The organism is Faecalibacterium sp. I2-3-92 (assembly GCF_023347315.1).
GTDB classification, from domain to species: Bacteria; Bacillota; Clostridia; order Oscillospirales; family Ruminococcaceae; genus Faecalibacterium; species Faecalibacterium duncaniae.
In genome coordinates this window covers 932424-952806 of record NZ_CP094470.1, presented here as the reverse complement: position 1 = coordinate 952806, position 20383 = coordinate 932424, and the positions used below count along the sequence as shown (strand labels likewise).

21 protein-coding genes are annotated in these 20383 nt (G+C 62.0%); all 21 read right to left on the bottom strand.

Annotation, left to right across the window (positions count from 1 at the left end):
- Positions 1-222: 222 nt before the first annotated feature.
- Positions 223-774, bottom strand: coding sequence for a hypothetical protein (locus tag MTP42_RS04490; protein ID WP_249258054.1), 552 nt, complete (start codon positions 772-774; stop codon positions 223-225).
- The gene (locus MTP42_RS04485; RefSeq protein ID WP_249258053.1) at positions 771-1640 is read right to left on the bottom strand and encodes a DUF5685 family protein; all 870 of its coding nucleotides are present in this window, start codon (positions 1638-1640) and stop codon (positions 771-773) included. The genes MTP42_RS04490 and MTP42_RS04485 overlap by 4 nt, the downstream gene beginning before the upstream one ends.
- 18 nt (positions 1641-1658) lie before the next feature.
- Positions 1659-2858: a THUMP domain-containing class I SAM-dependent RNA methyltransferase gene (locus MTP42_RS04480; RefSeq protein WP_249258052.1), complete on the bottom strand. Its 1200-nt coding sequence runs from the start codon at positions 2856-2858 to the stop codon at positions 1659-1661.
- An 86-nt stretch (positions 2859-2944) separates the two neighbouring features.
- Positions 2945-3496 (bottom strand): S1 RNA-binding domain-containing protein, encoded by a 552-nt coding sequence (locus MTP42_RS04475; RefSeq protein ID WP_097772496.1) that lies wholly within the window; start codon positions 3494-3496, stop codon positions 2945-2947.
- A 73-nt stretch (positions 3497-3569) separates the two neighbouring features.
- Positions 3570-3875: a septum formation initiator family protein gene (locus MTP42_RS04470; protein ID WP_098922849.1), complete on the bottom strand. Its 306-nt coding sequence runs from the start codon at positions 3873-3875 to the stop codon at positions 3570-3572.
- A gap of 45 nt (positions 3876-3920) precedes the next feature.
- The gene (locus tag MTP42_RS04465; protein WP_249258051.1) at positions 3921-4391 is read right to left on the bottom strand and encodes a hypothetical protein; all 471 of its coding nucleotides are present in this window, start codon (positions 4389-4391) and stop codon (positions 3921-3923) included.
- A complete protein-coding gene (locus MTP42_RS04460) occupies positions 4391-4657 on the bottom strand; it encodes a YabP/YqfC family sporulation protein (protein WP_005933464.1) in 267 nt (88 codons plus the stop codon). Before MTP42_RS04460 ends, MTP42_RS04465 begins: the two co-directional genes overlap by 1 nt.
- A 162-nt stretch (positions 4658-4819) precedes the next feature.
- A complete protein-coding gene (locus MTP42_RS04455) occupies positions 4820-5065 on the bottom strand; it encodes an RNA-binding S4 domain-containing protein (protein ID WP_005933461.1) in 246 nt (81 codons plus the stop codon).
- A 154-nt stretch (positions 5066-5219) separates the two neighbouring features.
- Positions 5220-5489, bottom strand: coding sequence for an HU family DNA-binding protein (locus tag MTP42_RS04450; protein ID WP_005933459.1), 270 nt, complete (start codon positions 5487-5489; stop codon positions 5220-5222).
- Positions 5490-5528: 39 nt separating this feature from the next.
- Positions 5529-6260 carry a MazG family protein gene (locus tag MTP42_RS04445; RefSeq protein ID WP_097772499.1) on the bottom strand — a complete coding sequence of 244 codons (732 nt, stop codon included), beginning with the start codon at positions 6258-6260 and terminating at the stop codon, positions 5529-5531.
- A gap of 193 nt (positions 6261-6453) precedes the next feature.
- The gene (locus MTP42_RS04440) at positions 6454-6900 is read right to left on the bottom strand and encodes a zinc ribbon domain-containing protein (RefSeq protein ID WP_249258050.1); all 447 of its coding nucleotides are present in this window, start codon (positions 6898-6900) and stop codon (positions 6454-6456) included.
- Between the two features lie 181 nt (positions 6901-7081).
- Positions 7082-8020, bottom strand: coding sequence for a uridine kinase family protein (locus MTP42_RS04435; protein ID WP_005933447.1), 939 nt, complete (start codon positions 8018-8020; stop codon positions 7082-7084).
- Entirely contained in the window at positions 7986-9455 is a 1470-nt protein-coding gene (gene hemZ / locus MTP42_RS04430; protein WP_249258049.1) for a coproporphyrinogen dehydrogenase HemZ, read from the bottom strand. Before hemZ ends, MTP42_RS04435 begins: the two co-directional genes overlap by 35 nt.
- Positions 9456-9473: 18 nt before the next feature.
- Positions 9474-10091 carry an MBL fold metallo-hydrolase gene (locus MTP42_RS04425; protein WP_249258048.1) on the bottom strand — a complete coding sequence of 206 codons (618 nt, stop codon included), beginning with the start codon at positions 10089-10091 and terminating at the stop codon, positions 9474-9476.
- 53 nt (positions 10092-10144) lie between these two features.
- Entirely contained in the window at positions 10145-10606 is a 462-nt protein-coding gene (gene dtd, locus MTP42_RS04420; protein WP_097771014.1) for a D-aminoacyl-tRNA deacylase, read from the bottom strand.
- A gap of 3 nt (positions 10607-10609) precedes the next feature.
- On the bottom strand, positions 10610-12913 hold the full coding sequence (locus tag MTP42_RS04415) for a RelA/SpoT family protein (protein WP_097772503.1): 2304 nt from the start codon (positions 12911-12913) through the stop codon (positions 10610-10612).
- A 4-nt stretch (positions 12914-12917) separates the two neighbouring features.
- Positions 12918-15059, bottom strand: coding sequence for a single-stranded-DNA-specific exonuclease RecJ (gene recJ, locus MTP42_RS04410; protein WP_249258047.1), 2142 nt, complete (start codon positions 15057-15059; stop codon positions 12918-12920).
- Positions 15056-16405 (bottom strand): 5-bromo-4-chloroindolyl phosphate hydrolysis family protein, encoded by a 1350-nt coding sequence (locus tag MTP42_RS04405; RefSeq protein ID WP_249258046.1) that lies wholly within the window; start codon positions 16403-16405, stop codon positions 15056-15058. The genes recJ and MTP42_RS04405 overlap by 4 nt, the downstream gene beginning before the upstream one ends.
- A gap of 9 nt (positions 16406-16414) precedes the next feature.
- Positions 16415-18010: an NAD(P)/FAD-dependent oxidoreductase gene (locus tag MTP42_RS04400; RefSeq protein ID WP_249258045.1), complete on the bottom strand. Its 1596-nt coding sequence runs from the start codon at positions 18008-18010 to the stop codon at positions 16415-16417.
- Between the two features lie 175 nt (positions 18011-18185).
- Entirely contained in the window at positions 18186-19484 is a 1299-nt protein-coding gene (locus tag MTP42_RS04395) for a CdaR family protein (protein WP_156061987.1), read from the bottom strand.
- Positions 19481-20383 carry a diadenylate cyclase CdaA gene (gene cdaA / locus MTP42_RS04390; RefSeq protein ID WP_005933418.1) on the bottom strand — a complete coding sequence of 301 codons (903 nt, stop codon included), beginning with the start codon at positions 20381-20383 and terminating at the stop codon, positions 19481-19483. The genes MTP42_RS04395 and cdaA overlap by 4 nt, the downstream gene beginning before the upstream one ends.

The window sequence follows — 20383 nt, the reverse complement described above, 5'->3', positions numbered from 1 at the left end:
GTGTCAACTGGTGGCAGACATCACTCCTCTCAATTAGAATCCTCTTAGACAAAGCCCTGCTATTAAACCCCACCGTCATCCCTTCGGGATGACACCGCCCCTACTAGGGGCGGCCTTGGCAGAGCAATACAGTTTGTGTATATAGGGAAACTTTACGAAATGCCAAGGGCCCCACTATTAGGGGGGCTGGCGGGCGTAAGCCCGCCTGAGGGGTTTGACCCATTATCTTTTTCCCAGCATCTTATGCAGCTTCGGCCGCCACACCAGCTGATACACCTGCAGCAGGTTGTGGAGCGCCCGGTCATACAGCAGAAAGGCAACGTTGCCCATGGCAAGGGTGGCCAGCGAGACCGCCAGCGCGGTGGTCTTCAGCTCCTGCGAAATGCTGCCCGCAGGCACCAGCAGCAGCACCAGCCCGTACATGGCCAGCACGGCACCGTTGCAGAGCAGCAGCTTGCACAGCACCCGCACCAGCGGCAGACGGATGCGTTCAAACCGGGGCTTGATCAGCGGGTAATATCCCAGCAGGAACACAAAGATCAATGCCACCTCCTTATCCGGCACAAAGAGCAGGCTGAGCAGGCTCACCGCGCCGTAGGCTGTCATGGCCATGGTCCTGCCGCACTCCACGCAGACCGTAGCGATGAGCAGGCTGGCCACCGCCGGGGCAATGAACATCAGCACCGGCACCACAGCCCCCAGCAGCATCAGGGCCACGCTCAGGGCAGCCGCCATGCCGCAGTAGGCCATCGCCCAGCTCTTGCGGGCCTTCACGGCAGCTCCCAGCGCACGGGCTGGTTCTCCGGGTCCAGCGGCTCCACCGCATGGCGCAGGCCCAGGATCATAATATTGTCGATCAGACTCTTGTTCAGCTTGACATCCAGCATCCCGTAGGCGCGCACCAGATCGTTTGCCGCAGCCAACGACTGCCGCCGGGCATTTTCCAGTGCAGCACCGGGGTCCTCGACACCATTGACCAGATACACATTGTACCGCTCGGCCCGCTTGTCATCGGCCACACGGCCCGCCTTATCCAGCAGGTAGAACACCCGCCCGATGCAGCTGCCGATATAGCGCATACTCTTGCGCTGGCTGTTCTCATCGGTGGCAAGCGTGGAGTAGAGCGCACCGTAGATGTTGCTCATAGGCTCGGCAACCTCGGTGTAGTTTTTGGCGTTCAGGTTCATCTGAACGATCGCCTGCTCCTGCTCCTGTTCAAACAGCCGTTCCAGCGCGGGGTTCTCCTGCACGGCCTTTTCATAGGCGCGGCGGAGCAGGATGCGGTCGATGGTGCGCTTCACCCGCTGTTGGAAGGGCAGCTCGTCACTGCGGCGGTCCTGCAGCTTATGCCAGCCCAGCAGCACCTCCACCTGCGCGGCCAGCCGGATGCCCTGGGTCTGGCACATCATCGGCCTCCAGCAGAGCGTCCAGGGCAGGCGCACCTTTTTGCAGGTCGCCTCCCGCCCGGCCAGGCTGTCTGACAGCAGTGCGAACAGAACCCCGTTGTGCTGCAGCTGACTGCACGAGTAGAGCCCGTAGGTCGTGTTCAGCTGATACTGCACGCCCCGCAGGTACCATTGGTAGATATTATAATCCCGGATGGTAAGCTCCGGAAGATAAGGCCGCATCCGACCGTCCATGTCTTTTTATTCTCCTGTTTACTTTTTCTTGAACTCGACGGTACGCTTCCCGTCAAAGCCCTGCTTGGGCATCGGCTTTGCCTTGTGCTCAAACTTGGGGGCCTCGTAGTACATATACAGCTGGCAGGGGATCATACCGTTGTACATCTTGCGGCGCTTGTTGGCGCGCTTGCCGTAGTGGCTCTCAAACTCCATATCGGCAGTGATGGCGTACAGGCCCGCGCAGGGATGCTCGGCCATCTGCTGGCCCAGGGTGCGGGCCAGCTTGGCGGCACCCTCGATGGTGCTCATCCGCTCACCGTACGGGGGATTGGTCAGAACGATGGCTTCGGGCTTTGCCGCAAAGTCAGCGACATCGGCCACCTCAAAATGGCAGCGCTTTTCCACACCGGCCAGTTTTGCGTTGGCATTGGCCAGTGCCACGGCGGCGGGGTCGATATCGTAGCCAAAGGCCTCAAAGCCCACATCCAGCTTGGACTCTGCCAGCGCTTTCTGGCGCTGCTCGGCCCAAATGGAAGCGGGCACAAAGCTGTAACGCTCGGCGGCAAAGCGGCGCTTGAGGCCGGGGGCAATGTTCATGGCCTTCTGGGCGGCTTCGATCAGCAGGGTGCCGCTGCCGCAGAAGGGATCTTCCACCAGACTGTCGCGGCGGACACGGCCCAGGTCAGCAATGGTCGCGGCCAGCGTCTCACGGATGGGGGCTTCCATGGCGTTGCGGCGGTAGCCGCGCTTGTGCAGGCCCTCGCCGGTGGTATCCAGCATGATCTCGCAGACATTCTTGCGCAGCATGAAGCGGATCTTGTACTCCGCGCCGGTCTCGGGCAGAACAGAGGTATGATGCTTGTTCATCAGGCGCTTGACCACAGCCTTTTTGATGATGCTCTGGCAGGCAGGCACGCTGGTGAGCTGACTGTTCAGGGAAGAGCCGGTCACAGGGAAGGCGGCATCGGCGGGCAGTAGCTCTTCCCAGGGGATGCTGTACACGCCGTCAAACAGCTCATCGAAGGTGGAAGCGGGGTAGGTGTTGAGGAGCAGCATCACGCGCTCCACCGTGCGCAGGTTCAGGTTGGCGGCAGCGATCATTTCCGGCCCGCCTGCAAAGGTCAGGCGGCCATCCCCTACCCGGATGTTCTCGGCCCCGATGCGGGTCAGCTCAAATTTCGCAGTTGCCTCGCAGCCAAAGAAGCAGGGTGCGATCAGTTCAAATTTTGCAGGCATTCTGGTTCCTTTCTTGTCCGTGGGCGTTGCCGCACCACCAAAAAACAGGCCCGCCCCGCTGGGGCAGGCCCGGTTCGTTCTGTGAATCAGCGGCCGCGGCGGGAGCGCGGTGCATAACCGCCGCCGCGGCGGTTGTTGGTCTCGTGGTCGAGGTCGGCCATCTTTTCCTCGCTCTGGCTCTTGAAGCGGCTCATCATATCCTCAAAGCTCAGGTTATCGCTCTTGGCCGGGGCCTTGGGCTGCCACACACGGGGTGCTGCATCCCTGGCAGGGCCGCGCCCACCCTCACGAGGGGGCCGTCCGCCGCCGCGGGAATTACCGAAATGGCCGCCCTCGCGGGGGCCGTTCTGGCGCGGGCCGCCGGGCCGGGGCCCACGGTCACTGCGCGGCTGACGGGGTGCCGGCGGCAGCAGCCGCTTGATGGACAGCGCGATCTTGCCGTCCGGTGCAATGTTGATGACCTGCACCTTCACAGCATCGCCGTCGTGCAGCACCGTGTTGATATCCTGCACATATTCATTGGACACCTCGGAAATGTGGACCATGCCCGATTTGCCCTCAGGCAGCGCAACAAACGCGCCAAAGGGCTTTACGCCGGTCACACGGCCTTCCAGTACGTTCCCTACCTCAATTGCCAAAACTCAATACTCCTTGCTCTCTTTTTGTGGGGGCACCGGGTCTGTCCGCAGAGCTGCCCGGCGGGGTGTGCCCTCAGTTGCCGGTCACATCCACAAAGATGCGCTCGTTGGGGGCTGCGTAGTTGTAAGAATCCCGGGCGACCCACTCGGTCACATCGTCGGCATCGCCGCTGAGGATGCGCTTCATCTCCTCGTTCTGGGTCTTTTGCTGTTCGATCTGCTCGTTCAGCGTCTGCAATTCCGCACGCCGGGAACTGATGGACACCTGATTGGAGATGTAGGCCACCAGCATACTCAACAGCAGCAGAATGAAGAAAAGACGAAGGATCGTCCGCACAAACGGGCTGCGTCTGCGCTTTTTCCGGGTGGTATTTGCCATTTTTCAGCGCCTCCTGTGCTCAGCAGGCCCGAAACGCCTGTACTCTTACTTTGATACGTTAGAATTATACAACAACCGCCGTGTGCTTGGCAAGTTCTTTTTCGGTTTTTTTGCGCTTCTTTTTTGCGCGCGGCGCGCTCTGGCCTGCTCCGACCGGTTTTTGTGGGCTGCTGCCAGCGGCTGCAATGCCCGCCGGGCCAGCCGGAGCGGTCCCGCCGCCAGCCAGAACAGCCCCTGTTCCAGTGCCTGCAGGGCAGGCCGCAGAAGCCGTTCGGCCCCAAAAGCACAGAGAAAGGCACTGCCCGGCATGTACCACCGCAGCACGCCCCCGGCGCTCAGGGCGGCGGCATAGCTCTGCAGCCCCAGCAGGACAGCCCCCACAAGGGCCATATCCGGCAGGAACGCCGCCCGCCCCCTGACCGGAAACACCGCGCGCACGCTGCCCAGCACAAGGCCCAGCAGAGCGCAGGCAGCCGCCTCCTGCCCGATGAGCGCGGGCGCAAGGGCCGGTGCCATCAGCGGAGCAGCCGGGACAGAAAGCCGCCCGGGGTGCGCGCGGCGGTGTACTCCACCGTGTCGATGCGGCCCGTCAGCTTCACTTCCCCGCTGTCGAGGTCGAGGCTGGTCACGTTGAGCTGCGCCCCGGCCAGCTGCAGCACGCCCCGGGCTGTTTCAATGGCAGCACTCTCCGCGTTGCACTGCAGCACCCGCCTGACCCCTGTTACCGTCAGCTTTTCCCGGTTCTCCAGGATGAGGTCGCTGTTCCCCGCCTGCTCTGCCATGCACCTCTCCCCCTTCTGGTGAAGGTTATGCAAACAGCTTGCGGGATAGAACTTCTCCGTCAGCCTTTCGGGCTGCCACCTCTCCTAATAGGCGAGGCAAGAATGCAGCAGCATAAACTTAGCGACCCATATTAGGGGAGCTGGTGCAAAGCGCCTGAGAGGTTATTCCGAAATGATCTCGTACATCTCCCGGGCCACATCCTTGGTGCGGGGCTCCACGTCAGAGAGCACCTTTACCTTGATGGGCCGGTTGCCGAAGGTGACCTCGATGATGTCCCCTTCCTTGACCGCCTGGCTGGCCTTGGCGATCTTGCCATTGATGAGGATGCGGCCCGCATCGGCCACCTCATTTGCCACGGTGCGGCGCTTGATGAGCCGCGAAACTTTCAGGTATTTATCCAGTCTCATGTTATGATCCTCCAGAAAAGCAGGCCCTCTCCATCATTGCGCTTTGTCCGCCGCCGCACCTCCGGACAGGGGAGCCGGCAACGCGAAGCGTTGACTGAGAGGTTTTACAAAAAAACCGCCGGAACCACTGCGGCCCCGGCGGCAAAGATCGAACTTACAGGGTATCCTTCAGAGCCTTGCCCGGCTTAAAGACAATGCTCTTGGAAGCAGCGATGGTGATGGGCTCACGGGTGCGGGGGTTGATGCCCTGGCGCTCTGCGCGCTCACGGATCTCAAAAGTGCCAAAGCCGGAGATGGTGATCTTCTCACCCTCAGCCATTGCCTTGCTCAGTGCGTCGAAAGCGGCATTGACAGCCAGCTCGGCGCTCTTCTTGCTCATCTCGGTGTTTGCTGCAACCTGTGCGATCAGATCGGTCTTGGTCATAATGGGGTACCTCCACAAAATTTTACTCAGCTTTTTCTATCAGACAGTGGCAGGGCGTTCCTGCCCGTCTGAATCTTCGGTCTTTTGCAGCAGCTCCTGACGGAACCGCCCGGATGCAAAGGTCAGGGCCTCTTCCGCGTCCACACCGGCCAGCCGCATGGCATTGGCCGCTGCAAACAGCAGCGCCCCGGCCCGCTCGGCGGCATTTTCCGGCACCGCTTCCTCCCAGCCGCGCTCGGCAGCCTTCAGGGCAGCGGCGGCATCCTCTGCCGTCTGCGCAAACGCGCCCTTGCGGGCGGCACGCTTCTGCATCTTCTGGGCATACATCAGGGCGGGCAGGGTGGCCGGAACCGTGTTCAGCTCATCCGCCAGCGTGGTGCGGCCCTTTTCCTTATTTTTGAGCGCATCCCAGCTGTTTATACCGGCATTTTCAGCCGCCGAAGAGGCAAAGATGTTCGGGTGCCGGAACACCAGCTTCTCGCACACCTCCCGGCAGACCTGCTCGAAATCGAACCGGCCCCGCTCTTCCTCAATGACGGTATGGAACGCCACCTGCATCAGCACATCGCCCAGCTCCTCACGCATCATGGCTGCGTCGTCGGCATCAATGGCTTCCAGCGCCTCGCAGGTCTCCTCCAGAAAGTTCTTCCGGATGGAAGCGTGGGTCTGCACCTTATCCCAGGGGCAGCCGTTTTCTCTGTCACGCAGAATGCGGATGATCTGCAGCAGATCCTCCGCCGTGTAGCGTTCCCGTTCGGGCCAGTCCTGCATGGGTGCACTCCCCTTTCCTCTGCTCAAAAACCTGAGCTCGATTGTACCGCAGAATCTGCGATTTTTCAAGGGGACAAGCGCATTTTCCGGCTTTTCATTTCAATTGTTTCCAGAATTTTCACACTTTGCCCTGTTTCTGTGCAGAAAGGGCGGCATCCCCCTACGGGGACACCGCCCTTTCAAGGCTTTTGAGTTACAGCTGTGCGCCGCACTTGTTGCAGAACAGCGCATCCTCAGAGACAGGCGCGCCGCACTGGGGGCAGGTCTTTTTGTCCGTGTCAGGCTTTTTGTCCTTTTCCACGGTCGGCTCAATGGTGATGCCGCTGCCCTCGGCGGGCTCCTCGTCCAGATCGTGGGTGATGACCTCGGCAGCGGGGCCAAGGCTCTCCTTGAGGGCGTTCAGGTTGGCCTCGATGCTGCTGATCATCTCGATATACTTATCCACAAGGGGCTGGTTCTCCTCGTTGCCCTTGGCCAGGCTGTAGACCAGTGCACCCAGCTGACGCTGTGCCCGGGCAAGCTTGGGCTGTTCCGAGACGATCTTTGCCTGCGTTCTGCCGCGCTCTGCCAGATCCATGGCGGCATTGCGGCCCTTTTCCGCATATTCCAGACCCATTTCCTTGATCTTATTGAAATCCATAATGACACCTCTCTTACGGGCATTGGCCCTGTGTGTGCTGTCAGATGATGGTTTCATTATAGCGCACTCAGGCACTGATTGCAACGAATCCCTCACAACTTTTACAGTTTCGTGCGGATTTGGAAACAGTTTTTTCGCATTTGAACAAGAGAATGGAACATTTTCCCCGCAGAGCGCGATTTTATTTTACGGCACTGCCGTAGAACTCCCGCAGCATGCTGTCGGCGGGCAGAAGCTCCAGATCCAGCGGGACCACGTGCTCAAAGCGGCGGGCAGTCTCGTCCCAGAGCTCGGCGTTGTGGCCCTCCAGCGTGAACTGGCGGCGCACGATGCCCAGCAGCCTGGAGATCAGGCCAAGCTCATAGGTAAAGGAGGTGTCCAGCAGAAAGTCCGCCGTGGTCTTGAAGCCCTTGATATACCGGGTCTCGCCGTCCAGCACCCGGTCCCACATGGCAAGGGTCTTTTCGGGGCTGCGGCCCCGGGCGGCAGCGTCCCGCAGGGTGCGGCGGCACAGGCGGATGTCCTGGGTGTTGATGACCCGGCGGCCGTCGATGGCATATTCCTCCCGCAGGCCGGCGTAGATGCGGTAGACATCCTCCGCAGGCACAAGGCCGGTGAGCTCCGGGTTCAGGGCATGGATGCCCTCCACGATGCATACACCGCCCTGCAGGTCCACGGCCTCGGTCTCGTCGGAGCGCCGCTCGTTGGCAAAATCATAGATGGGCAGGGTGGTCCGGCCCGTCTCGCTCAGCTCATGCAGGCACTGCCGGACAAGGGGCAGATCCATGGTATCGGGGTTTTCGTAATCCAGGGTGCCGTCGGGCAGGCGGGGGTAGAACTCCGCCCCACGGAAAAAATTATCCAGGCTGACCACATGGGCGTATGTTCCCTGCCGGATCAGCTCCTCGGCCAGCTTGTGGGCGCTGGTTGTCTTGCCGCTGGCCGACGGGCCGGTGAGCATGACGATCTTGGTGCCGGAAAGGCGCACCTTTTCGGCGGCGTACTTCACGCGGTCACGGTAGCTCTGCTCACTCAGGGCGGCAAGTTCCTGCGGACTGCGGGCGGCAACGTTGTACAGCCCGACTTCAACCAGACGTTTCGGGACCCAAATCGTGATCATAAAAATCAGCCACTCCTTTTTTGCGCTCCAGTACCTCCGCAAAGCGCTGGATATACTCTGTCGGATACTTGAAATTGAAGATGCGCTGCATCCGTCGGCCGCCGTCGGCCACCAGCTTGGTGCTGCCGCCTGCTCCGGCCGAAAGGATGGTCTGGACTTCCTCCATGATATAGATATTATAGTACCCCTCGTGGCCCGGCTTGCACCAGCCCACATTTTCCAGATTCTGCAGGGTGTTCTTTTGGCGGTAGAGGTAATAGGGGCGATATCCTGCATCGGCCAGCAGCTGGCATTTTTCCAGCATGGCCGCCACGTCTGCGTAGTCGTTCTCCTTCTGGTCCTCGATGACGATGCGGGAGGCCCGCTTGAGGGTCAGGGTGTGAACGGTGATGTTCTCAGGGTCCAGCGCGATGGCCTGCCGCAGGCTGTGCTCAAAGCCCGCGACCGTATCGCCGGGCAGGCCCGCGATGAGGTCCATGTTGATGTCCTCATGGCCCGCCCTTCGGGCATCGGCATAGCAGTCCAGGATATCCTGCGCCGAGTGCCTGCGGCCAATGCCCGCCAGCACCTCGTCCGAGAAGGTCTGGGGGTTGATGGAAATGCGGGTGGCACCGTACTCTTTGATGACAGCCAGCTTTTCGGCATCGGTGCAGTCGGGGCGGCCCGCCTCCACCGTGTACTCCACCACCTTGGAAAGGTCAAAGTTCTCCCGCACCGTACCCATGAGCTGGCGGAGCTGGTCAGCGGACAGGCTGGTGGGGGTGCCGCCGCCGATATAGATGCTGCACAGCTTCAGTCCCGCCTTGTCGGCCTGCTCCCGGATGGCCTCCACCTCTCTGCACAGGCAGTCCACATAGGGCTGCACCAGCTTGCGGTCCCGGTCAAGGTTGCAGCTGACAAAGCTGCAGTAGCTGCACCGGGAGGGGCAGAACGGGATACCGAGATACAGGCTGTACGTTTTGGGGGTGCTGCCCAGCTTCAGGATGGGCTCCTGCAGGTCGGCGATTGCCTTGGCCATGTCGTACTTCTGCCGGGAGCAGTCAAAACGCTCCAGAAAGAACCGGTCGATGTCGGCTTTTGTCCAGCCCGCGGCCCGCTTGTCGTGGATGAGCCGCACCGGGCGCACGCCGGTCATCTTGCCCCAGGGCGGACGGATGCCGGTCCAGCTCCGCAGCAGGTCATAGGTCAGGCTGGCAAGGGTGAGCTCCACCGTCTCGCCGCCTGCTTCCACGGGGCGGGGCAATGGAGCCGCCGCATCCCTGCTCTGGCCCTGCTCCCGCACCATGGCGTACAGACTATCCTCTTTTTTCTCGGCCCAGACACAGTCCTCGCCCTCTTCCGGCGGGGTAAGGGTGAGCGGAGCCATAGGGTAAAACAGGCGCACCAGATGCTCCACCTCGTAGCCGGAGGGCAGGCCGGTAATATAAATCTTCATGTTTTTCTCTCTTTATCCTTAAAAATCCGCATTCCCGCCGCGCAGGGCGCTGCGGATATAGTAATTGTTCGCCAGTTCCTCGCCAAGGGTGGAAAAATCCCCGTGGCCGGGCAGCAGCTGGGTCTCTTTGGGGATGGGCAGGCCCGCCAGCTTGCGCAGGCTGGCATCCATTTTCTGCATACTGCCGCCCTCCAGATCGGTGCGGCCAATGCTGCCCTGAAACACGGTATCGCCCACAAAGAGATAGTCCCCGCACAGCAGCACCACACCGCCCTCGGTATGGCCGGGGGTGTGCCAGACGGTAAAGGTCAGCTCATCCACGGTGAGCTTTTCCCCCTCCTGATAGCCGCTGTCCGCGCTTTTCAGGGGAAAGAGCTGGCTGCCCCTGCAGTCGGCAGGCTCACAGTAGATTCTGGCCTTCCACTCCCGGCTCAGCACCCCTGCACTGCCCACATGGTCATAGTGGCCGTGGGTGCAGAGGATGGTGGCGAGCGTCGCGTTGTTCTCTTTGAAAATTTTATCGTACTCCTGCACTTCGGCGGCGGGGTCAATGACCACTGCATGGCCCGCATCGGAGATCAGGACAAAGCTGTTGGTATAAAGCGGCGCAGCGCCGAGAAGATGAAATGCTTTCATATCCTATATCCTTCTAACTGTTCAGATGTTCTGGCTTTGCCGGGGGCGGACCATTACGAGTGGTGCGCCCACTCGTCCGTGTCGATGACAATGGTACAGGGCCCCTCGTTCACCAGAGACACCTGCATATCCGCGCCAAACTCGCCGTGCTGCACGTCCCTGAGGCCCTGCCGGTTCATCTCGGCAAGGAACAGCTCGTAGGCATCCACCGCAAGCGGGGCCCGGGCCGCTTTGATAAAGCTGGGGCGGTAGCCCTTTTTCGTGTCGCCGTAAAGCGTGAACTGGCTGACCACCAGTGCCGAATAGCCCAGGTCCTTTGCACTGAGGTTCAGCTTGTCGTTTTCGTCCTTGAAGATGCGCAGGCCCGCACACTTATCCGCCAGCTTGGGCACGATGTCCAGCGTATCGGTATCCCGGACACCCAGCAGGATGACCAGGCCGGGGCCGATGGAACGGGGCTCCCCGCCGTTGACCCGGACAGAAGCGGAGGACACTGCCTGAATGACTGCACGCATGGTTTAACTCCTTGTCACTTTGAGCACATCCTTGACCTTGGACAGACGCGCCACCACACGGTTCAGGTGCTCGGTATTGTTGATGCCGATGGTCAGGCTGACCACGGCGCAGTTATTTTCCACCTGACGGGCGTTCATGGTGTAGATGGGCACCCGGATATCGGCCAGAGCGCTCAGCACATCCCGCAGCAGCTCGTTGCGGTCCAGCGCCACGATCTCAAGGCCGGCCTTGTAGCTGTCCTTGACGCTGTCGGCCCAGTACGCCTTGACCCAGCGGGGGGCGTTGGTGGGGTCCTTCATGCTGGAGATGGCATTGACACAGCTCTGCTTGTGGATGGACACGCCAAAACCGCGGGTGATAAAGCCCACGATGGGGTCGCCGGGCAGCGGACTGCAGCACTTGGCGAACTTGATGGGGGTGTTGTCGAAGCCCTCCACCACCACACCGTCGGTGGCGTGGACCTTGCTCAGATCCACCTTGGCCAGCTGCTCGTTCTTGCCCTCCTCGCTCTTCCGCTTCTGCCACTCTTCCTTCAGCTTGGGCAGGCAGTTGGCAATGGTGATGCCGCCGTAGCCGATGGCGGCATACAGCTCCTCGGCGTTGTTCTGGCGCAGGCGGCGGCAGCAGCTGCCGATAAATTCATCCAGCTCGTCGTCGGGGATGAAGATCATCTCCCGGCGCAGCTCCCGGGCCAGCGTGTCGCGGCCCTCCTGGATGTTCTCCTCCCGGCGCATCTTCTTGAACCAGTTGCGGATCTTGCTCTTGGCCTCGCTGGTACGCACGATCTTCAGCCAGTCGCGGCTGGGGCCCTTGTCCGCCGGGCCGAGGATGACTTCAATGATCTCGCCGGTGGAAACAATGTGGTCAATGGGCACCATCCGGTTGTTGACCTTGCAGCCCACCATCCGGTTGCCGACGGCGGAGTGGATGGCATAGGCAAAGTCGATGCAGGTGGCACCCGTGGGCAGATTGATGACATCGCCCTTGGGGGTAAAGGCAAAGACCTCCTCGGGCAGCAGGTCGCTTTTCAGGTCATGGAGCAGGTTGCCGGAGTCCTCGCTGACGCGCTGGTTTTCCAGCAGCTGGCTGACCCAGGCCAGGCGCTCGTCCAACTTATCGTGGCCATCCAGCCCTTCCTTGTACTTCCAGTGGGCGGCAACGCCGTACTCTGCCTGTTCATCCATCTTGCGGGTGCGGATCTGCACCTCAAAGGGGATGCCCTCGTGGCCGATGACGGTGGTGTGCAGGCTCTGGTAGCCGTTGGGCTTGGGGGTGGAGATATAATCCTTGAAGCGGTTGGGCAGCGGGTGGTACATATCGTGGATGAGGCCCAGGGTGCTGTAGCACTCGGCCAGCGTATCCAGAATGACACGGACGGCATAGATATCGTAGATCTCATCGAAGGACTTGTTCTGCATGATGGTCTTGCGGTAGATGCCGTAGATGCTCTTGACGCGGCGCTTGATGGTGGCACCCTCGATGCCGCTCTCCTTCAGCCGCAGCTCGATGACACCGGACACTCTGGCAAGGAACTCCTCCCCTGCACGCTCGCTCAGCATTTTGCTGATCTCCTCGTAGCCCACGGGGTCAAGGTAGTGCAGGCTGCGGTCCTCCAGCTCCTCCTTGACGTTCAGGATGCCCAGACGGTTGGCGATGGGGGCATAGACCTCCATCGTCTCACGGGCCTTGTCGCGGCGCTTCTGCTCAGGCCAGGCATCGCCGGTGCGCATATTGTGGAGCCGGTCGCAGAGCTTGATGATCATCACGCGGACATCCCGGCTCATGGCCAGCAGCATCTTGCGCAGGTTCTCGGCCTGCAGCTCCTCGATGTTGGAGAACTGGATCTTGGTCAGCTTGGTCACGCCGTCCACCAGCAGGGCCACTTCCTCGCCAAAGGCGGCGGTCAGGTCCTCCAGCGTGGTGGGGGTGTCCTCCACCACGTCATGGAGCAGGGCGGCGGCAATGCTCTCCGAATCCATGCCCAGATCCAGCACCAGTCGGGCCACGGCCAGCGGGTGGCAGATGTAGGGCTCGCCGCTGCGGCGGCAGACCCCGTTGTGCGCCTTGTTGGCAAGGTCGTAGGCCTTGGTGATCATCTCCATGTTGTAGGCCTTGCCGCTGGCCTTGATGGCCTCGCAGAGCTTCTCCCAGGTAACAATCTCAGGCCGCACCTCGCTGGGCAGAGCACCCTCGGGCGCGTCGGCCGGCAGGGCCGTGGCGTTCACGGTAGACACCTCCGGCACCGGCTGATGCAGATGCGTTTTTGCGGAGTAAAGATCCTCCGCCGGTTTCTTTCCCTCTGGCATATTTTCATTCCTCCAGACATTTCAGGATGGGGGCATCGGCCAGGTTCTTCTTGCCCGCCGTGGGAACCAGCTCCCAGAACTTTGCCCCGCCGCGCTCCACGGCGGCGATCAGGCCCACCTGTTCCAGGGCCGTCAGGGCCACCAGCGTTTTGCCGGTGTGCTCCTCCCCCAGCTTTGCAAACAGGGGCTGCATATCCTCGGCGTGCCAGCGCCGGGCCTGCAGTTCCCGGTAAACGGTAATGATATCACTGCGCTCCGGTGCGATCAGGGCGCGCTGCTGGGCAGTCAGCGGGCTGCCGCGGCGCAAAGCCTGCACCAGTGCGGTCTGCTGGGCAGCGGCGTTACCAAAGCCCGCCGGGTGCAGCTCCAGAATGCGTCCCGAAAGCTGCGCGCCCCGGGCGGCCTCGTAAACAGAGAGGCTCAGGGCCGCGTCCACCACATCGCCGGTGGCATAGGGCAACTGCTCCGGGTGCATCCCGAACCAGACCGCATAGATGCAGGCATTGCCCTGCCGCAGGCGCAGGCGGCAGTGCCGCCCCTCCGAGACAGGGTAGACTCCCTCCACCACGGCCTTTTCCAGCAGGAACACCGGGGCGGGGTTCTCGGCACCGTAGGGAGCCAGCTGGTCCAGCCGCCGGACAGATTCCACGGTGATGCGGTCGAGATGGATGGACAGGTCGCATTCCAGCGGCGGGGTCACCAGCACCGGGCACTCCCGGGCGGCCCACTCGTTCAGGCGGCGGCGCAGCTCCGGCAGGTTCTCCTCCCGTACCGAAAGGCCCGCCGCCATGGCGTGGCCGCCGAAGCGGAGGAGAAGATCCTCGCAGGAGGCAATGCAGGCGTGCAGGTTGAAGCCCTGCACACTGCGTCCGCTGCCCTTGCCCTCGCCGTGTTCATCAATGGACACCACGATGACGGGACGGCCGGTCTTTTCCACCAGCCGGGATGCCACGATGCCAATGACACCGGGGTGCCAGTCCCGGCCCCAGATCAGGATGACCCGGTCCTCCAGAATGGCGGGCTCGGCCTCCAGCTGGGCCTGCGCGGCCTTGGCGATCTCGCCCTCGGTCTCCTGCCGGGCGGCGTTGATCTCGTTCAGTTTATGTGCCAGCTCGGCAGCGCGTTCCTCATCCTCACACAGCACCAGCTGCAGGGCAGTCACAGCGCTGTCCATCCGGCCCGCCGCGTTGATGCGGGGGGCAATGGCATAGCTGACATTCTCGGCGGTCACGGGCTTGCCGCCCAGCCCCACCTCATCCAGCAGGGCCAGAAGGCCGGGCCGGTCAGAGTGCTGCAGCAGGTGCAGGCCCGCTTTGACCAGAGCGCGGTTCTCGCCGGTCAGGGGCATCACGTCCGCCACGGTGCCCACGGCGGCAAGGTCGCCGCAGTAATCCAGCATCTCCTCGGGCGGGCAGCCGTCCAGCGCGGCACAGAGCTTGAAGGCCACGCCTGCGCCGCACAGGCCCTTGAAGGGGCTGGTATCATCGGCGCGGCGGGGGTCCACCACGGCAACGGCTTTGGGCAGGGTATCATGGGGCAGATGGTGATCGGTGACGATCAGGTCCACCCCCAGTGAAGCCGCAAACTCGGCTTCCTCCAGTGCGGAGATGCCGTTGTCCACCGTCACGATGAGCTGGTATCCCTTATCGTGGATGGACTGGATGGCATTTTTGGAAAGGCCGTAGCCATCGCCTTCACGGCTGGGCAGCATGCACTTGACGTTGGCTCCCATCCCCTTGAGGTGCTGGTAGAGCAGAGCGGTGGCGGTCACGCCATCCACATCGTAGTCACCAAAGACAACAATGGTCTCTTCCCGGTCAATGGCATCGAGGATGCGGGCACAGGCCTTGTCCATGTCGGTCAGGAGCATGGGGTCGGTCAGTTCTTCCTCGCCCGACAGCAGGGTCAGGGCCTCGGCGGGGTCGGTAATGCCGCGCGCGGCCAGAATGCCTGCCAGCAGGCCCGCCTCCTTCTGCTGGGCGGCCAGCGTCATCTGATATTTTTCCTCGCTCCACGGCTCCCCATCCATCGTTTCCATGGCGCGGTTTTCCAGCTCCTCAGTGCTCTGCTGGGCAATGGCTGCGGTCAGCTCTTTCAGGGCGGAGCGGTCCAGCGGCTTCAGGTTCCAGGCCCGGTAGGTCGTCATAACAGTCCCTCCCCGGTCAGGCCGTCATTGGCCAGCATTCCCTGCAGCGCGGCGATCTCGCTGGAAACATCCATGGCAACGTCAGAAAGCAGGTTATCATACAGGTTGCTATAAGCCTGATTCAGGGTGTGCAGGATGCCCGCGATATCCCGGCGGATGGTCTCTGCATTTTCGCCCTGCTGGCCCTGCACATCGTTGTAGGTGTGCAGCAGCTTGAGGGTGGTGGGGATATAGTATTCCGCAAAGCGGCGGGCCTTGGGCAGGCTTTCCGGGTGCGCTTCCAGCCACTCGCAGATGGCGGTGGTGGTCTTTTGCATCGTTTCCAGCTCTTCCCGGCCCTGCGCGTCCTGCATGAGCTGCTGCTCCTGCTCCAGCACCTTGGCAAAGCGGCGGGCCGTTTCGAGGTTGAGGGGCGTTTCGGCGGTTTCCCCCTGCTCAGGCTGTGCGGGGGCGGGCTGAGGCTCCGGGCGCTCCTGCGCGGCGCGGTAATCCTCCGCCGTCAGGTACACAGTCTCCGTTTTCTCATCCAGCCATGCATTCAGCCAGCCCTTGCGGATGCTTTTTTTCAGCCGCTTGAGCGTTTTTTTCTTCTTCTGGTGGGTCAAGTCGGCCAGCATCTCCACCGGCAGGCCCTTGCCGCCGTCCATGCTGTCAGCAAGGTCGGCCAGCTGGCCCATCTGCCTGCCCGCTTCCCTCTGGGAAACGCCGCAGGCCGCCATCCAGCCAAAGCCCGCCGTGGCAAGGCCCAGCACGCTGCTGACGATGCCAAGCACGTTGTAGGCGGTGTTCATAACGTAGTCCGTGCCCGTCATCAGGATGCCGCCGCCCTCAGCAGTCGACACCACAACGTCGCCCAAAGCAGCCGGCGAAATAATGCCCAGCCCGATGAGGCAGCCCACTGCGCCCAGCCCGAAAAGCACCGCAAAGGTGATGCCCACAGCCAGCAGAGCCACGCCCGAGCTGTAACGCTCCTTGGCGCATTTCCGCAGCTTTTCCACCGGGGTCAGCTCCGGGCGCGATGCAAAGAAATTTCTGGCCCACTGGGGCATTCCGGCGTACTGCTCTGCCGTGCCGCCGTTGGCATGGGCCTGCCGCTGGCTCTGGTAGTAGCTGTCCCGGGCCTGCCGCACGGCCTTGCCCGCCTCCGAGATGCCGTAATTGGCCGCATGAACAGCGGCCTTGCCCACATCAAAGGCGCGGTCGCCGATGTCCATGCCCCGGCCCTCAAAGCCATGGGCAAAGGCATCGGACATGGTGTCGCCAAAGGCGCGCAGCTGCTCTTCCAGCTCCTGCTGCACCTGTTTTCCCTCGTTTTCTTGTGTTGTATCGTTTTCACGATGATTCATCAATATTTCTCACCCTTCTGCCGGTGCATACCGGCCGATGATCGCACGGGCGACCCGCAGGCCGTCCACGGCGGCACTCATAATGCCGCCCGCATATCCGGCCCCCTCGCCGCAGGGGTACAACCCCGCCAGCTGGGCCGATTCCAAGGTCTCCTCCCGTTTCAGCCGCACGGGGCTGCTGGTGCGGGTCTCAAGGCCCGTGAGGATGGCTTCCGGTGCGGTGTAGCCCGCAATTTTACGCTCGTAGGCGCGCAGGCCCGCCCGCAGGGTATCAGCCAGCTCCCCAGGCAGCAAAGCTCCCAGATCCGCAGCCACAACGCCCCGGTCATAGGTAGGCTCCACCCGGCCGATGTTCAGCTGGCCTTTGCCCTCCAGAAAGCTCTGCACGTTCTCAGCCGGGGCCGCATACGCCCCGCCCCGGCGGCCTGCAGCGTAGGCTTTTGCCTCCAGCTCCCGCTGGAAAGCGATGGCCCTGCGCGGGTCGCCCGCAAAATCCTCAGCTCCCACGCTGACCACCACCGCCGCATTGGCGTTTTTGCCGTCCCGGGCGTGGTAGCTCATGCCGTTGGTGACCACATGGCCGGTCTCACTGGCCGAAGCCACCACCTGACCGCCGGGACACATACAGAAGGTGTACACGCACCGGTCTCCCACATGCTGGGAGAGCTGATACTCACCGCGCGGCAGAGCCGGATGCCCGGCAGCCTCGTGGTACAGGCTCTTCTCGATCTCGCTCTGCAGGTGCTCTGCCCGGAAGCCCACGCTGAAGGGCTTGCACTCCAGCACAAGACCGCTGTCCATCAGCATCCCGAAGGTATCCCGGGCCGAGTGGCCCACGGCAAACACCAGCGCTTCACAGGGGAAGGTCCCGCCGGTGGTAAAGATGCCGGTCAGCCGTCCGTTCTTCTGCTCAAAACCGGTGAGGGCCGTGTTGAAGTGCACCTCGCCGCCCAGAGCTTCGATCTCCCTGCGGATGGAGGTGATAACGCCCCGGAGCAGGTCGGTGCCCACATGGGGCTTCTGCTTCCAGGCGATCTCCGCCGGGGCACCGTGCTGCAGAAACACCTCGGTGACAAAGCCGCAGAGCTCATCCCCGATGCGGGTGGTCAGCTTGCCGTCCGAAAAGGTACCCGCGCCGCCCTCGCCAAACTGGATGTTGGCGTTGGGGTCCAGCTCGCCGGTGGCAGAGAAGTGCTCCACCGCCTTCACACGCTCGTCCAGCACCGGGCCGCGCTCCAGCACGATGGGCTTGTAGCCCTGCCGGGCCAGCAGCAGCGCCGCAAACAGGCCCGCCGGGCCCAGCCCGCAGACCACAGGCCGGTGGGGCAGGCGCTGGGTGCCGTTCTGAACGCTGAGATCCGTTTTGCCGCGGATAGCAACGCAGGGCGAGGCCCCTGCATACGCAGATTCCTCACCCTCGTCCTTGAGCGTTACCGCTATGGTATACACCAGCTTTGGCTGCCCGTGGCGGGCATCCACCGACAGCCTGGCCACGCCCAGATGGGCCGCCTTGCTGCGGGGGATGCGCGCCAGATGCAGCGCTTTCTCGAATGCCTGCGGCTCCCCGGCAGAGAGCGGCAGGCGGATATCTCTTACTAGTATCATCTATCAGGTTTCGCTTTCTATTTTCAGCCTCCTCACCCTCTCCGTCATTGCTAACGCAATGCCACCTCCCCCAAAGTGGGAGGCCTTGGCAGTATTTGCAAACTTCATCTTTATGCCAAGGGCTCTCCCTTCGGGAGAGCTGGCGAGCGAAGCGAGACTGAGAGGGTGAGCCAGCTCAGTTGCTTTCTATCTTGCACTGGATAACATAGCTCCCCAGCGCAAAGATCTTACCATTGGAGGGCACATACAGGCGGCAGGCAATGTTCTGCTGCCCTGCGGCCACATAGAAATCATCCGCATCGATCTCAATGACCACCTGCTCGGGCACCAGCGTATCCAGCAGACCCGCCGGGCCGCAGAGGGTCACGTTCATCAGCCGCTCGGTCTGCACGGTCAGGGTATAGGTGGAGGGCAGATTGACCACCTGCACACAGCTGGCGGGCAGGTTCATGGTCTTGGTCTCGAGCTTGGAGCTGTCGAAGCTGACCGTGATGCTGGAAATGTTGTCCAGCAGGCGGATGTTGCCCGGCAGCTCGATGGGCAGCTCATACACCTTGTTCAGCGCAAAGGTGGAAAGATCGATGGTGCCAACAGACAGGGTGGAGAGCTTTTCGATCTGGCTCTCGGGCCCGGCGACATTCAGGGTCTGCTTGCTCAGGGAGTAGACCAGCACCGAGGGATCAAAATTCCGGGGCGCGTTGATAAAGCTGACCGACACGGGCAGGGTGGCCATCTTGTAGACCTCCAGCGTGACCTCCACGCTGGACTCCTCCAGATTCGTGTATTCAAACTTGACCTCACTGCCGCTCTTGGTATAAAAGCGCAGGGCGGTATCCAGCGTGACAGAATCGGTGAGCTCCCCCTTGTGGGTCACCTCGGCGGTGCAGGTCTCCACCTTATCGATCTCGGTGCTGGGGCCGGAGAGGGTCACCGTCTCCTTGGAGAGCTCGGTGCCATAGAGGATATAGCCGTCCGCAATGGTCAGGTAGTTGGTGGTCACGGTGATGGGCACCGTTTTCTCCTCCACCACGTCAAACACCACGTCCACACTGTTGTCGCCGCCCTCAATGGAAACGGACACGCCATTGAGCAGGGTGTTCACGCCCCGCACCTGCAGGTGCAGGGTCTTTTCGCCGCTGTCCCGCACGCCGGACCAGTCCGGGTAGACCACGAAATCAGAGGAAGTCAGGCTGCCGATGGTGTAGCCATCGCCCGAGAGCTTCAGGCTGACGTACTTTTCCGGCGCGCTGACGATGCTCAGGCCCCGGGAGGTGTACGCGGCGGAATCATAGGTAAAATCCACCGGCACGTTGTTGATGGTGCGGGTGGTGCCGGGCTGGACGACGATGGTGACCACCATCCATGCCACAATGGCACCCACGATGGCCAGCAGCAGCCGAATGCGGCGGTCGTCCAGAATGCTCTTGGTGTGCTGGATGGCAGGCTTTGTGCCGTTGGTACGATTGCTGCTCACTGCTGCTCATCCTCCTCTTTCTGGTTCATCCAGTTCAGCAGGCTCTTGACCTTGCCGCGCCAGCCGTCGGCGGCTGCCTTTTCGCTGGCGGTCTCCTTGGGGATCATCTCATCCACCAGCCGGGTGTACAGGGTCTGGCGGTCAAAGTGGCGGATCAGCACACCGTTCTTGGCCATGGAGATGATGCCGGTCTCCTCACTGACCACAACGGCAATGGCATCCGAATTCTCCGCAATGCCCAGGCAGGCGCGGTGGCGGGTGCCCATATCCTTGCCCAGATCCAGGTTGTTGGACAGGGGCAGCACGCAGCCCGCCGCCTTGATGCGGCCATTCTCAATGATGGCGGCACCGTCGTGCAGGGGGGTACCCTCGTAGAAGATGGTGCCCAGCACCTCCAGATTGACGGCACTGTTCACGGGTGTGCCAGTGCGCACGATCTCAGAGAGGTTGGTGTTGCGCTCCAGCACGATCAGGGCACCGGTCTTGGTCTCGGAAAAGCGCTCGGCGGCATCGCAGATGGCAATGATGGCGCTGCGCCAGGCCCCCTTGAAGCTGGGGTCATTATAGCGTCCCTTGATGTTGAAGAGCTTGCCCGCCCACTGGTCGGTCTGGCCCATCCGCTCCAATGCGCGGCGGATCTCCGGCTGGAACAGGACCACCAGTGTCAGCAGGCCGACCTGCAGCAGCGAGTTCAGCAGCCAGGTGACGGTGCGCATGTTCAGCACGTTGGCCACCAGATAGACCGCCAGCACCAGCAGCGCGCCCTTGGCCAGCTGCCCGGCGCGGGTGCGGTTGATGATGCCCAGCAGCTGGTAGATCAGGAAAGCAATGATGACGATATCCAGCAGATCGGCCAGCTTGAAGGTCTGGAAATTGGCGATGATCGAATTCAGAGTCAT